Raw genomic sequence first — 12,833 nt, 5'->3', positions numbered from 1 at the left:
AATTCCCTGTGTAACAAAAGAAAAAGCCGGACCACTTAAGGTTCCGGCTTTCTACGCTTATTTATCTTCCGGCAGCAGGACGATTTTTCCGAGCTTTCCAGCTTCCTTAAAGAATTGCTGGGCTTCCTTCGCCTCTGTAAGCGGGAAGGTGCGCTCGATCACGGGTTTTAATTTACCTTCCGATATCGCTTTCAGCATCTTCTTGAATTCCTCTCTTGTTCCGAGCACAGAGCCATACATCGTAATGTGTTTCAAATAGAGCGTACGGAAATCGAGCTCTGTCTTTTGACCGCCTGCAGAACCGGATGTGCAGAAGCGTCCGCCCTTTTTCAACACTTGGAGCGAAGTCGAGAATAAGGCATCTCCAACCACATCAAGCACAGCATCGATCGGACCGCCGGCGGCTTCAAGGATATCCTCATCAAGGTTAGCAGATTTATAGGAAACGACATGAGAAGCACCCAGTTCTTTCAATTGGTCTGCTTTATCAAGGTTTCCCACAACACCGATCACCTCTGCTCCAAATACCTGGGAAGCAATCTGGACATTCAAAGATCCAACGCCGCCATTGGCTCCCGTCACCATCACTTTTTCACCGGGCTTGATTTGAATCTGTTCAACCATATGCCAAGCCGTTAATCCACTGACGGAGAAGACCGCACTCTCCGTGAAATCCTCCAACGGCATCGGCATACAAAGTTCAGCCGGCCAGGCGACATACTCCGCATATCCCCCGTCATATTCAGAGCCGATAAAGGACATATCCTCTGAGATGTGCTCCAGTCCTTCTTTTCCGCTCGATGTGAACGGGAATAATACGACATTCTCTCCTTCAAGGGAAGCTTCCACCCCATCTCCCGTTTTTACGACCGTACCCGTAATGTCCGATCCTGGAGTCCTCGGGAACTGAACACCTTCCGGGCGCCAGCCGGATTGGCTGCCCTGTCCGTATGCCCCTTCCCTCATCCAGATTTCCGTATTGTTAATGGCACACGCTTTCACCTTTATAAGAACTTCACCAGATTTCGGTTCTGGAACAGGCACCTCTTTTTCTTCAAGCATTTCGATACCACCATAACCTGTGACCTGCATGGCTTTCATCTATGAATGACCTCCTTCAACTCTTTTGTTCTCTATGTACAGGATAAGCAATCTGAAAAAAATTATCCAGTTAAACCGTTCGGTATACACGAATAAGAGCAGGAAGGACTATAAAATTCCCTGCTCTATCCATTGCCACTTATATTTCAGACCGTACAGGCGGACCATACTCTTTCAGTGATCCATTTCGCAGATCATTCGTATAGCTGGACAACATTTCGTCTATCATCAACAATTCCTCCCGGGAAAGCTGGAAGTCATCCACCTCTTCTACTCTTTCCAGCTGGGACGGTTTCCGCGCTCCCCACAAGACTACATCGGCACCAGGCTTATGATCCAGCAGCCAGCGGACCGCTAATGCAATGAGGCTGTGCCCGCGTTTAGATGCAAATGCCCCTAAGGACTCTACAGCTTCAATCAGCTGTGGAAAACGGTCCCCTTGAAAGAGCTCAATATGACTCCTTAGGTCACTTCGAGGAAAAGAAGCATTTTCGCCAAACTTTCCTGTCAACATTCCATGAGCAAGCGATCCCCAGGAAAGGGTGGCAATTTCATGATTGTGACTGTATTCGAACCAGTCGATAAGATAGCGCTGCAGCAGATTCAAATGCATCTGGGCGGTATGGATGGGAGCGTAATTCTGCCACTCGTCCATCTGCTCCGGACTGAAATTGCTCACACCAATCGCTCTGATCAAGCCGGATTCATAAAACGACCGCATCTTTTCCGCTGTTTCCTTGATAGGAAAATCCGGATCCGGCCAGTGGACCTGATAGATATCAAGATAATCCGTCTGCAGCCGCTTCATGCTGTTTTCAAGTTCCTGCTCCAGTTGATCCGGACGGCTGTCCCGCCAGCTGCCTTCCCTCGTCCAATCCACCCCGCCTTTTGTAGCAAGGACCAGTTCATCTCTCGGAACGTGTGAACAGGCGATGGCTTTTCCTACAAGCTCTTCCGCCAACCCTTTCCCATAAGCCGGTGCCGTATCTATCGTCGTGATGCCCTTACTCAAAGCGGCCTGGATCGTCTGGATGGATTCGTCCTCGTTCGTACCGCCCCATCCGGTGCCGCCGATGGCCCATGTTCCAAGAGCGATGCGGGTAGCTTCCACTTCACTGCGGCCAAGCTTCACTTTTTTCATAAGTGAGCCCCCTTCCTTTTTATGGGAACCATTAACCCATCTCTCTCTTTTCCAAACATGGAAACTCTTAGAAAACAAAAAAACTTCTAACCCTGTCAGAAGTTTTTTTCAAAAGTATCACTGTATTCATGGTCACATTCTGCTCATACGAGAATGTATGCTGCGGGTACGGACTCAGACTACTTTTTCCAGGAATAACACGGAGTATCTCTCCAACTGGAAACTCTTCGTCTCTTCGCCTCATCAGCAGCTTTACGCGTTAATTTTTAAGTTTTCCAGTGTCAGAAAATAGTTGAGAACAAATTGACGGACTTCCCATTCAGGAATTGTATTTCTTCCGTCTGTAAATCTGTCTTCTTCGTAGGAAAAGTTTCCAAATGACAGGCGTTCTCCGGATATCAGCTCGAGCATTACTTGATTCGTTTTCTCCATATACTGCATCACCATCACCCTTTCTACTAGAAGGTTAGACAGAATGATAGCTTTTTATACATGGACAACCCTATGAATCAATCATGGAGCTTTTCTTCTGCAAGAACGACTCCGTCTTCATCCACGTACGCATACTCCCCCGGATGCCAGACGACGTTCCCAAAAGTTAAAGGAATATTCTCCTCTCCCTTGCCTTCCTTTTTGCTTTTCAACGGAAAAGTTCCGAGAGCAAGAACGCCGACATCTGTGTCTGCCACTTCGAGCGAATCCCTTATGTACCCGTGAATAATGATCCCCGCCAGGTTCCTCTTCTCAGCGATAGCGGCTAGATTCCCTCCCATAAGGGCGCAGTTCTGCGAGCCCATGCCGTCGACGACCAATACATTTCCTGAAGGGATGGTTTCAAGCGCCTTTCTCACGAGCACATTGTCATCCTTCACCTGAACTGTGGAAATTGGGCCATGAAAGCTTTTCTTCCTGCCAAAGCTTTTTAATCCGGGGGAGGCTATGCGAAGCTTGTCCGGATAGTCATCACATAAGTCTGCTGTCTTCACTTCCATTGATCTTCCTCCTTCAAAGGGAAAGTATAGAAAACGCCTATACAAACCATTCGCCTCTCCACCTCTATTATCCTTCTCTACCCAGGGGGGGGGCAGGGAGGATAACAATGGATGAGCCTATAATTTTGCAAGAGAAAAATCAGGGCCTTATTTAATAAATAATCCTTTTTCTTAAACGCCTCATTGGATGAAGTCACGAGGGAGCATCCATCGATAAGCGGCACGTGATCAGCCATCGGGGCTGTTCCACTGGATGATCATTCCTATTTAGACCATCAAAAAAAACAGGCACGGAAATTCCATACCTGCTTTTCTACGATATTAATAGAGTTTACCAAGAGCTTCTTTATCGAACGGCTTCAGTTCATCGGAACGACCTTCTTCCACCTTCTTCACCCATGCCGGGTCATGAAGCAGGGAACGGCCGATCGCTACAAGATCGAATTCATCGTTCTTCAGTTTCTCCATCAATCCATCAAGGCTTGAAGTCTCTGTGCTGGTGAAGGATGTGAAAACACCATCAAGTCCGACAGAACCGACGGAAATAACCGGTTTGCCTGTGATTTTCTTCGTCCATCCAGCAAGGTTCAAATCAGAGCCTTCAAATTCCGGCTCCCAGAAACGGCGGGTGGAGCAGTGGAAAATATCCACGCCGGCTTCAACGAGCGGGTTCAGGAACTGCTCCAGCTCCTCCGGTGTTTCTACAAGTTTCGCTTGGAAATCATTCATCTTCCATTGGGAGAAGCGGAAAATGATCGGGAAATCCGGACCGACTTCACGTCGGCAGGCTTCTACGATCTCCACCGCGAACTGGGTGCGTCCCACAAGATCTCCACCGAAGCGGTCTGAACGCTTATTGGTCTGTTCCCAGAAAAACTGGTCAATCAAATAGCCGTGGGCGCCGTGGATTTCAATCGCATCAAAGCCGATACGTTTCGCATGGCCGGCAGCGGCCGCATAGGCTTCTACAAGATCTTCCACTTCTTCCGTTGTGAGGGGTTCGTTGATTTTCTCCCCATCCAGATTCAGACCGGACGGGCCGACAGCAGCGGCTTCCGGATTCGGAAGGTCGCCTTCATTACGGGTCATGCCCACATGCCAGAGCTGCGGTGCGATTTTACCGCCGGCTTCGTGTACTTCCTTCACGACATTTTCCCAGCCTTCCAGCGCTTCTTCGCCGTAGAAAAGAGGAATGTTTTCTCCGGATACAGAGGCCGGATGACCGATCCCTGTACCTTCTGTGACAATCAAACCGACATGGTTTTCCGCACGGCGGCGGTAATAGGCGGCGACTTCCTCATTCGGTACACCGCCCGGGGAAAATCCACGCGTCATCGGGGCCATAACGGTCCGGTTTGCAAGTTCTAGCTGATCACTATTGAATTTTTCGAATAATGGTTGGACAGATGTTGGAACATTGTTTGTCATTATCTTTCCTCCTCCTTTTTCTCTGCTAGTTATTATTGCAGAGGAAAAGGACAAACAAAAGCGATACGTTTTGAGACCGGTAAACATGAGCCGATGGACTCACCTTATTCCTTCATAAACCAATGGGACGACCTCCGCTGAAACAACAGCACAAAGCCCCCAATGACGAGAAGCGTCTCCATAACGTACAGCCAGAAGAAGGAAGGAGCGGAATCGAACCACGTAACGGTCTCTCCCATGCTGCTGATTAGACTGAAGGTAAACAATCCGAGATGAGTGATTCTGGCCCATTCCCTCCCTTGGTAGATCTTCCAAAGCAGAAACAGGCTGAATGATAGAAACAGAAGGAATCCCCCGATCAGCAAAGGCATGTAACCCTCTCCAAGTCCAGCTGAATCCAGCCCTGTCACTCCACGAATTATGGATAATAGGAGAGCGGTGCCTAACAGAAGAACGCCACGCACAACTCCTTTAGGTGGTTGGTTCGTTCGTTTTCGGTTTTCCACTGTATGTCCTCCTTCCACATTACAATAAAAAAAGGACCCCGATGGTACCAAGGTCCTTCACTTTTCACCCACATTCATGATGACTGTGTGGAATGGATACCGAGATGGGAAAGGGCTCCTTTCACATCCGCCATGGCCGGAATTTCCGATAAATCCATGTGCATGCGAGCGGCTTCTATGGCCATTTCGGGACGCAGTCCTGTAACAATCGTTTTGACACCGAGAAGCGAAAGCACGCGGTTGATTTTAAACAATGAATCGATGACAACACGATCGAACGTATATATTCCGGAAAAATCAATGATTAAATGATTCAGTTTCTGCATCTGCACCTTCTCAGGAATGACAGCCAGAATCTGTCCGGCTTTTTCCTGATCGATTTTCCCTGTCAGGGGAAGCACAGCTGTCTCATTCATTATCGGTACGATGGTGGCGGATAATTCGTTAATTTCCTTCACGACTGCCTGATGCTTCTCCTCGATAGCCTTTCTTTCGGTAATATCACGGATATAGGATTGAATGGCTCTGCGCTCTCCCATTTTGACAGGGTGGCAGTATAATTCGACAGGTACAGGCGTTCCGTCCATCCGGTACACTGTCTCCTCAATCACATCGGCCGGTTTCTCATAAGCCGAAAGAATCCGGTTCTGGATGGCCCCTTTGGACGTTTCCTGGAAAATATCCAGCGGACTGCTCCCCGTCACCTCTTCTTTCGTTGTTTGAAACAGCTTTTCAGCTGCCTTGTTTATGTAGATAATCTTGTAATCTGTGTGAATGATCAATGGATCGAGCGAATACTCCATCACTTCTTTGTAATCCACGTCAACGATGCTTTCAATCATGTTTCGTCCTCCTTGCAGTCAGACAGGGTCCTGTCTGTCGATCCAACCAGATGAAAATGGGAGGTCTCTATGATGCTGCTTCTTCTTTTATTCTAACATGTCCTCAGACAAGCGTCTTTCAAACAGAATCTTTTATTTTCTGAAAAATTCAGTTTATTATAAAAAGGAAGTGGAAGATAGAGGAAGACCTATACTTTGATCAAGGAGTGACGATTTATGGAATCATCCATCCCGGAAATTGTATTGAATGACGGACTGCGCCTCCCTGTTATGGGATTCGGAACATCCGGATTGAAAGGAAATGAAGGGGCTGCAGCTGTCGAGAGTGCCATTCGGACAGGTTATCGTTTGATCGACAGTGCCTACAACTATGAAAATGAAGGAACCATCGGCGAAGCGGTCAAGCGCAGCGCTGTTTCCAGAGAAGAATTATTGATAACATCCAAGCTGCCCGGGCGCTACCACGAGTATGATAAAGCGGTGGCAGCCATTCAGGAATCCTTGTATAGAGGCGGTCTTGATTACTATGACCTATACTTAATCCACTGGCCGAATCCGGAAGAAGATCGCTTTGTGGAAGCTTGGCAGGCTTTGATCGACGCGAAGAAATGGGGACTCATCCGCTCGATCGGTGTCTGTAACTTCCTTCCTGAACACTTGGAGCGTTTGAAAAATGAGACCGGCGTCCTGCCGAGCATCAACCAGATTGAACTTCATCCCTACTTTCATCAGGAAGAACAGCGACGCTTCCATGAAGAGCACAACATCGCAACGGAATCGTGGAGTCCTCTCGCCCGCGTACAGGATATTCTCAATAACGATGTGATCCAGAAAATCGCAGATGAACAGAATCGTACGGTTTCCCAGGTGATCCTACGCTGGCATTATCAAATCGGTGCGGTATCGATTCCAAAATCGGCCAATCCGGTGCGTCAGAAAGAGAACCTTTCCATTTTTGATTTTTCCCTGAGTGAAAATCAAATGAACGATATCGCCTCCCTCACCAAGGAAGATGGCCGGATCCAGAATCAGGATCCAGCCGTTTATCAGGAATTTTAATAGATTCACAGAACAAAGAAAAAGCTTAGAGGAAAACGTGCCGTTTCCCTCTAAACTTTTTCATTTAATGCATCTTCACTTTTGCCAAATACTGATCCAGACAGTTGAACTGGGAGGTCATCCCGTCAATGACCTGCATCTCCAGTAATTTCTGGAGCTCTGCTTCAGATTCAAATTGACTCTCAATGATCAGCTTCGTCTCCTTACCCTCAGGAATAAAACGCAGGTCAATATCAATCATCGGAAGCTGTTCATTCACCATGCCTTCCGCGTCTGAAAACATATCTTTATACTGAATCCTTTTCATCGGTTCGATGGACTGGAAGATTCCAAGCCCCCAGGACTGCATCCCATAAAACTCACCCATGCCTTCATCCACACACGTCATTCCATAATGCCAGACTCCGTTCGGCATAAACTCGAAGGTTTTCACTTTCGTCTCCCAGCCTTCCGGACCCCACCATTTTTCCAGACGTTCCGGTTCCGAATAGGCTTGAAAAACAAGTTCCACAGGCGCCTGAAAGACACGTTCCAAGACAAGCATATTCCCTTTGACAGTAGAGTTCATGGTCAGCCTCCATTCATAATGGTCTACCCTATTTAACTTCCCGTTCCCCTGCTGGAATTCCTGCTTGACGTTTATTGCTTTTCCATATGACACTCAAAATGCTCCAACACGATCCCGGACTTCTCCATTTCAGGCAGGCCTCCGTTATCATAGCAGTCATTCGTCTTCTCCATCACTTCTGCATGACTTTGGTATATCAATAGAAAAGCCGTCGCTGCCAAAATAATGATGGCCGCTGAACTGATAAAGAATATTTTCTTCATTGTTTCTCCCCCTCCTTTTTCAGAAAATCTTCCAAACCTTTACCTATCTCTTCGTTTTCAGAATTGTTATACTACATGTAAATCTATTGGAAAGGGTGGTTATTCATGAACAAACCGACGATTGGATTTATCGGTACCGGAGTGATGGGAAAAAGCATGGCCCGCAATCTGATGCAGGCCGGATACCCGCTGCAGCTTTTCACCCGCACAAAAGAAAAAGCAGTCGAACTTATCGAGGACGGTGCCCACTGGTATGAGGATATCCCTTCCCTCGCAGCAGCGTCCGACATCATCATTACGATTGTCGGCTATCCCAAGGATGTCGAAGAGGTATACTTCGGGGAAGCCGGGATTCTACATAATGCTGGCCCGGGTTCAACCGTCATCGATATGACGACTTCCTCTCCTGACTTAGCAAGGACGATTGCCAACAAAGCGAAGGAAAAGAATATTCACGCTTTTGACGCCCCTGTGTCCGGCGGTGATGTTGGTGCGCGTAACGGAAAGCTGACGATTATGGTCGGCGGCGGACAAGAGTCTTTTGACGAAATAAAGCCCGTGTTCGAAGCCATGGGTGAGAACATCGTCCTTCAAGGAGAAGCCGGTGCCGGTCAGCATACAAAAATGTCCAACCAGATTGCCATTGCTTCCGGGATGATGGGTGTAACAGAAGCGATCCTGTACGCTGAAAAAGCCGGGCTCGACCCGAAAACCGTTTTGAAAAGCATCGAATTCGGTGCAGCCGGCAGCTGGTCCCTTTCCAACCTCGGTCCGCGGATGATTGATGGGAACTTCGACCCCGGGTTTTACGTCAAACACTTCATTAAAGATATGCAGATTGCCATCGAGTCCGCAGAAAAACTGGACATCCCCGTTCCGGGGCTGAAGCTTGCCAAGCAGCTGTATGATCAACTGGCAGAGGCCGGTGGTGAAAATAACGGAACACAGGCGTTATACAAATACTATGAACTTATAAAAGCAGAAGCATAAAAGGAAGGCTCCGGGCCGATGGTCTGGAGCCTTTGCATATGTATCTATTCGTTTCACTTCCCTGACTCGAACAAGTAATTATAGATGGATAAAAAGAAAACCGTAAAGACAGACAACCCTATGATATCGATCCAATCCATGACCCTTCCTCCCTCCAATAACTGGAATTTAATTGTATCACGAAAGAGGTCATCTATGTATGATCAGCAGGTACGTTTTTCACGAAAAAAAGCCCGCCTCCCGGGCGGGCTTCCTACTTGGAAAAAAACCCTTTTCTAGCGACTCCAAAGGAACGGGCATCCATACTTGGTCATGGTAGGATCTTTCCCTCGCAAGCAGCAGTAACGCAGCCTGTACTGTTCTATTGAAACGGCGAAGGATCTATGCTCACCTTTCCCTTTTATCATATAGCGTAAAGTTGTATTCCACAGGCACCGGCACGAGGAGCGTTCGGTGGTGACGCCTGCGGCAACAGTACGAGCCGAAGATCCACTTGGTCCAATGGTTTCTTGACCAAGTTAGCTGAGGCCGTGCCCGCGGCAAGCATCCGCCGAAAAGCGGAACGTACCGTCTCAACACGACATGCGGACTACTCTAACTGGATAGGACGAACGTTTTCTACAGACTGAACGCCCTCCTCCCGTGCGGGCTTCTTCTATGCTTTTTCTGTGACAGGAAGAGCAAAAACTTTCAGGCAGCCGATGATTCCAAGCAGCAGAAAAATGAGCTCATACGGGGAATAGGCCAGCATCCAGCCGAAGACCGCCGGACCGATAATCGCTCCGACATTCAAAATGACAATACAGATACTGAAACCTTGAGCTGGTATATTCGGAAAAACTTTCGCGCTCCATATCGGCAGGTAAGCCGCATACAACATAAAAGAAGCTCCGAACAAAGCACCGGAAATGCATACCAGAATCCAGCTCTGGAATAGATACAGGACGGCAATACTCAGCGAATAAACAAGGATGGTCACGATAAAGCTCATCCGCATGCCCAGTCTGCTGATCATGTCTCCGGCACACAAACCGGCAAGACCAGCAATTCCTGTAATCAAAAAGAAGACGGCATTGGCATTCGTGATCGAGAAGTTTTCCTGGACGAAGTCTGCCGCATACGTCCAGTAGGTTGCTTCTGTTACTCCAAACAGAAAAGAAGCGATATAAAAGGGATTGGCTTCTTTTGTAAAAAGAGGACGCAGGTCGGCCATCTTAATCGGAGCCCCAATCGTCTCCGCATTTTTTTCGGGAACAGAACGCCAGGCCCATAGAAGAATGAAATAACCGAACACGGCGCCCCCGCCCCAGATGATCCGCCAATCCCCGTTCAGAAGTAAATATAAAAGGGATATGAAAATCAAGCCAACAGAAGAACCTGTACTGATAATCGCAAGTGTCCGCTCCTGCACCCTTTCCTCAACGTGCTGGGTCACACTCTTTGAAAAGGACGACCAGGTCAACCCGGGACTGAAGCCGGCCAGCAGACAGGAAGCCGCAAAAATGAGCCAGCTGTCCGTCAGCGCTGCAGTTAAAAGACCCGTGGAGGCCGCGAAGATCCCTCCCAGAATCATCGGCCGGGCTCCGAATTTTGATACAAGAAGAATCACCATAAGAGCCCCGGCCAAAAACGTAATAAACGTCAGGCTGGAAATCACTCCGAGCAGTGATGCCGAAAGATCGAAGGAACTCCTGAATTCAGTGAACAATAAGCCGTAGCCATACCTGAACCAACCAAATATAATAGATAAAGCCAGTAAACCAATGATTGATATCTTAGGTATTTCCATTCGTTTTGCCATAAAACCATCCTTTGTATTCCATTTAGTTTTCTGGAATAGCATTACCCGGGTTCCACATAAATCAAACAGCTTAACTACAAAGGTTTTTATGGATAATTATCCCATCTTCAATCACGAGTTACTATTGGAATATACAAGTGATTCTCTTCTTAAGAAATTCAGCAGGAAGAAAAAGGAAGCGGGCGCTGGACCTGCCGGCAGATAACACGCCACCGCTCCTCCTACAGTCAATCAACCGTTTCATAAAAAAATGCCTGCTCGAAACGGGCAGGCATAAAATCGGTTATCCATTCACTTTTGCGTGCCATTCATCCCGGCGCCTTTTCTGCAGAAGTTCTTTGTAAAAAGCCAGCCGCACGACTTCGAAAATAGCGATACTCACGAAAGCACCGAGCCCTATAAGCAACGCTCCAAACATTGTTGCGACCATCATGAGCAGGAACAGCCCGAGCAGCGGCCATCTGGAGCCTTTCATCATTGAAAAGCTCTGCTTCAAACCGGCCATCATTCCTATATCGGGGTCATCGTACAGAATATAGGCGACTTGGGAAATACTTAAAAACAGCCAGACGATGCCGGCAAACAGAAGAAGCAGTGCTCCATACAAAGCCAGTACCGTGAGACTTCCACCTGCTATGGAAACCAAGCCTCCAAGCGCTGCATAAATCGTCATCATCCCAATCATTGTTAAAAGCAGATTAAATAAGAAAAAGACAACAGCCCCTTTATAAAGCAGCTGCCAATTTTGAAAAGGATAAGCACATGCCTTAGCAAAACGACGCCGCATCGTATAAGCGGTATTTGTTATGTAATCAACCATGATAAAAAAGAGAAAGCTGTTCAGCACAGAAGCTAAGACTATAGATAACAACGTCTCTGAGTTCAACACAGCCAATGGGTCAAAATTGATAATGACCGTTCCCTGAACAGGCAGGGTGCCTGCAATTACTATAATCATGTAACAGAGAAATACGACCCCGATAATCCGAAGCCAGTTCCCATCAAGAATTCGAAAACCATCTTTTATAGAAGACCCAAGATATCTTCCACCCCCTCTCATACTTTCAGACTAAGTCATTCTACCAAAAAAAGCATCCTTACGAATCAAAAGATGCTTTTCTCATCAATAACTATTTCTGCATTTCAAGACCGGACTCTCTTTACTTATTGAACCTCGGCTTACTAAAAAAAGCAGCCACCAGCATGAAAAACAACGACGCCAGCACGCCTAATGCCTCCTGATCGAACAAAATCGAGACAGGTATGGAGAACGCAGCAAATATGAAAAACAACTGCATCAACATCCACTCACCTCCCTGTATTCTTTATGTACTGCTCAGAGCTCCTTCCTTTTACAATCCAGCAGGAACCTTCATTTCAGATGGATAGATGACATTTACAAGAAAGGTATGACCTCCCCATTATGGTATTCCATCCCTTACCCCTGCTGTTACACTGCTGCGTGTATGGAAACAAGTCGTTCAGACAGCCTCTGTTTCCAGGCTCATGGGCGCCCGTTTGTGATGGACTGAATCCAGTAACCACCCGCCATAAGAATGAAAAAGCTGAAAAACATCACCGTATTCGCAGCTACGAGCCAGTAATTTTTCGCAAGCACGGCAAAGGTAGTCCCGATGGGGGCGATAATAAAAATCAGCATCCATAAAGGGCTGGCTGTCTGAAAATCGAGATTCGGCACCCACATGAGCAGGCTGATGACCAGACTGGACGCAGCTGCCCTCCTGTATAATTTTTCTTTTTCCATTTTCCCTTCTCCTTCCGACTACAAAAAACTGATAACCATGAAAACAAATAGAGCGAGAAAAACCAGAAGAGTACCTAAAACGATACATGGAGCTGTCCATTTCAAGAAACCTCTCTCTTTGTTCTTCCATGCGAGAAAAGCCAGCACGAGACTTCCCACTGCTGTACCCAGCGCACTGAAAAAGCAGATTTGGATTATGATTTTGCCAAAGCCCTCAGGGTCAGCCGGAGCCGCCCCATAGGACATGACGATCAGCAGAACCGCGGATGCACTCAAACCTGCTGACCATACACTGTATGTACGCCTCACTAAAAAAACTCCTTCACTCACTTTATTCATCCTTTTCATAAACGAAAATGGTGAATACAATAACGAAC

The 12,833-nt window shown here is 47.3% G+C and carries 16 protein-coding genes; 2 read left to right on the top strand and 14 right to left on the bottom strand.

Features of this window, described 5'->3' with window-relative positions:
• Positions 1–57 precede the first annotated feature (57 nt).
• The 7 genes from ACXAGL_RS14615 to ACXAGL_RS14585 form a co-directional block, all read right to left on the bottom strand.
• Positions 58–1,101 carry a zinc-binding dehydrogenase gene (locus ACXAGL_RS14615; protein WP_474991559.1) on the bottom strand — a complete coding sequence of 348 codons (1,044 nt, stop codon included), beginning with the start codon at positions 1,099–1,101 and terminating at the stop codon, positions 58–60.
• A gap of 139 nt (positions 1,102–1,240) precedes the next feature.
• Positions 1,241–2,242, bottom strand: a complete 1,002-nt coding sequence (locus ACXAGL_RS14610) for an aldo/keto reductase (RefSeq protein WP_474971720.1) — start codon at positions 2,240–2,242, stop codon at positions 1,241–1,243.
• A 252-nt stretch (positions 2,243–2,494) separates the two neighbouring features.
• Positions 2,495–2,683 (bottom strand): hypothetical protein, encoded by a 189-nt coding sequence (locus ACXAGL_RS14605; RefSeq protein WP_474991557.1) that lies wholly within the window; start codon positions 2,681–2,683, stop codon positions 2,495–2,497.
• Between the two features lie 68 nt (positions 2,684–2,751).
• On the bottom strand, positions 2,752–3,234 hold the full coding sequence (gene rraA, locus ACXAGL_RS14600) for a ribonuclease E activity regulator RraA (RefSeq protein ID WP_474991555.1): 483 nt from the start codon (positions 3,232–3,234) through the stop codon (positions 2,752–2,754).
• A 321-nt stretch (positions 3,235–3,555) separates the two neighbouring features.
• Complete coding sequence (locus tag ACXAGL_RS14595) at positions 3,556–4,662, bottom strand: NADH:flavin oxidoreductase (RefSeq protein WP_474991553.1); 1,107 nt, start codon at positions 4,660–4,662, stop codon at positions 3,556–3,558.
• 104 nt (positions 4,663–4,766) lie between these two features.
• On the bottom strand, positions 4,767–5,168 hold the full coding sequence (locus ACXAGL_RS14590; protein WP_474968068.1) for a hypothetical protein: 402 nt from the start codon (positions 5,166–5,168) through the stop codon (positions 4,767–4,769).
• Between the two features lie 74 nt (positions 5,169–5,242).
• Positions 5,243–6,010 (bottom strand): PAS domain S-box protein, encoded by a 768-nt coding sequence (locus ACXAGL_RS14585; RefSeq protein ID WP_474968067.1) that lies wholly within the window; start codon positions 6,008–6,010, stop codon positions 5,243–5,245.
• Positions 6,011–6,226: 216 nt separating this feature from the next.
• Between ACXAGL_RS14585 and ACXAGL_RS14580 the strand changes: the two genes are divergently transcribed.
• Entirely contained in the window at positions 6,227–7,069 is an 843-nt protein-coding gene (locus ACXAGL_RS14580; protein WP_474991552.1) for an aldo/keto reductase, read from the top strand.
• 64 nt (positions 7,070–7,133) lie between these two features.
• Here ACXAGL_RS14580 and ACXAGL_RS14575 read toward each other — a convergent pair whose 3' ends face one another.
• Positions 7,134–7,637 (bottom strand): SRPBCC family protein, encoded by a 504-nt coding sequence (locus tag ACXAGL_RS14575; RefSeq protein WP_474971725.1) that lies wholly within the window; start codon positions 7,635–7,637, stop codon positions 7,134–7,136.
• 71 nt (positions 7,638–7,708) lie between these two features.
• Positions 7,709–7,900 (bottom strand): hypothetical protein, encoded by a 192-nt coding sequence (locus tag ACXAGL_RS14570; protein ID WP_474991551.1) that lies wholly within the window; start codon positions 7,898–7,900, stop codon positions 7,709–7,711.
• Between the two features lie 105 nt (positions 7,901–8,005).
• Between ACXAGL_RS14570 and ACXAGL_RS14565 the strand changes: the two genes are divergently transcribed.
• Positions 8,006–8,890 (top strand): NAD(P)-dependent oxidoreductase, encoded by an 885-nt coding sequence (locus ACXAGL_RS14565; protein WP_474991549.1) that lies wholly within the window; start codon positions 8,006–8,008, stop codon positions 8,888–8,890.
• 655 nt (positions 8,891–9,545) lie between these two features.
• Here the strand turns inward: ACXAGL_RS14565 and ACXAGL_RS14560 are convergent.
• The 5 genes from ACXAGL_RS14560 to ACXAGL_RS14540 form a co-directional block, all read right to left on the bottom strand.
• Positions 9,546–10,691, bottom strand: coding sequence for an MFS transporter (locus ACXAGL_RS14560; RefSeq protein WP_474991547.1), 1,146 nt, complete (start codon positions 10,689–10,691; stop codon positions 9,546–9,548).
• 283 nt (positions 10,692–10,974) lie between these two features.
• Positions 10,975–11,751, bottom strand: a complete 777-nt coding sequence (locus ACXAGL_RS14555; protein WP_474991545.1) for a DUF975 family protein — start codon at positions 11,749–11,751, stop codon at positions 10,975–10,977.
• Positions 11,752–11,851: 100 nt separating this feature from the next.
• Positions 11,852–11,995 (bottom strand): hypothetical protein, encoded by a 144-nt coding sequence (locus ACXAGL_RS14550; protein ID WP_474991543.1) that lies wholly within the window; start codon positions 11,993–11,995, stop codon positions 11,852–11,854.
• Between the two features lie 200 nt (positions 11,996–12,195).
• A complete protein-coding gene (locus tag ACXAGL_RS14545) occupies positions 12,196–12,456 on the bottom strand; it encodes a hypothetical protein (RefSeq protein ID WP_474991542.1) in 261 nt (86 codons plus the stop codon).
• A gap of 18 nt (positions 12,457–12,474) precedes the next feature.
• Positions 12,475–12,786, bottom strand: a complete 312-nt coding sequence (locus tag ACXAGL_RS14540) for a hypothetical protein (RefSeq protein ID WP_474991540.1) — start codon at positions 12,784–12,786, stop codon at positions 12,475–12,477.
• Positions 12,787–12,833: the final 47 nt, after the last annotated feature.

It is taken from the genome of Halobacillus sp. ABA4_118, assembly GCF_056160205.1.
Note: the sequence above shows the minus strand (reverse complement) of the source record. Positions and strands in the feature narration are given on the sequence as shown.

Bases quoted from the DNA above. Each gene is read 5' to 3' on its own strand.
- ACXAGL_RS14615 (WP_474991559.1), bottom strand. From the start codon at position 1,101: ATGAAAGCCATGCAGGTCACAGGTTATGGTGGTATCGAAATGCTTGAA.
- ACXAGL_RS14610 (WP_474971720.1), bottom strand. From the start codon at position 2,242: ATGAAAAAAGTGAAGCTTGGCCGCAGTGAAGTGGAAGCTACCCGCATC.
- ACXAGL_RS14605 (WP_474991557.1), bottom strand. From the start codon at position 2,683: ATGCAGTATATGGAGAAAACGAATCAAGTAATGCTCGAGCTGATATCC.
- rraA (WP_474991555.1), bottom strand. From the start codon at position 3,234: ATGGAAGTGAAGACAGCAGACTTATGTGATGACTATCCGGACAAGCTT.
- ACXAGL_RS14595 (WP_474991553.1), bottom strand. From the start codon at position 4,662: ATGACAAACAATGTTCCAACATCTGTCCAACCATTATTCGAAAAATTC.
- ACXAGL_RS14585 (WP_474968067.1), bottom strand. From the start codon at position 6,010: ATGATTGAAAGCATCGTTGACGTGGATTACAAAGAAGTGATGGAGTAT.
- ACXAGL_RS14580 (WP_474991552.1), top strand. From the start codon at position 6,227: ATGGAATCATCCATCCCGGAAATTGTATTGAATGACGGACTGCGCCTC.
- ACXAGL_RS14575 (WP_474971725.1), bottom strand. From the start codon at position 7,637: ATGAACTCTACTGTCAAAGGGAATATGCTTGTCTTGGAACGTGTCTTT.
- ACXAGL_RS14570 (WP_474991551.1), bottom strand. From the start codon at position 7,900: ATGAAGAAAATATTCTTTATCAGTTCAGCGGCCATCATTATTTTGGCA.
- ACXAGL_RS14565 (WP_474991549.1), top strand. From the start codon at position 8,006: ATGAACAAACCGACGATTGGATTTATCGGTACCGGAGTGATGGGAAAA.
- ACXAGL_RS14560 (WP_474991547.1), bottom strand. From the start codon at position 10,691: ATGGCAAAACGAATGGAAATACCTAAGATATCAATCATTGGTTTACTG.
- ACXAGL_RS14555 (WP_474991545.1), bottom strand. From the start codon at position 11,751: ATGAGAGGGGGTGGAAGATATCTTGGGTCTTCTATAAAAGATGGTTTT.
- ACXAGL_RS14550 (WP_474991543.1), bottom strand. From the start codon at position 11,995: ATGTTGATGCAGTTGTTTTTCATATTTGCTGCGTTCTCCATACCTGTC.
- ACXAGL_RS14545 (WP_474991542.1), bottom strand. From the start codon at position 12,456: ATGGAAAAAGAAAAATTATACAGGAGGGCAGCTGCGTCCAGTCTGGTC.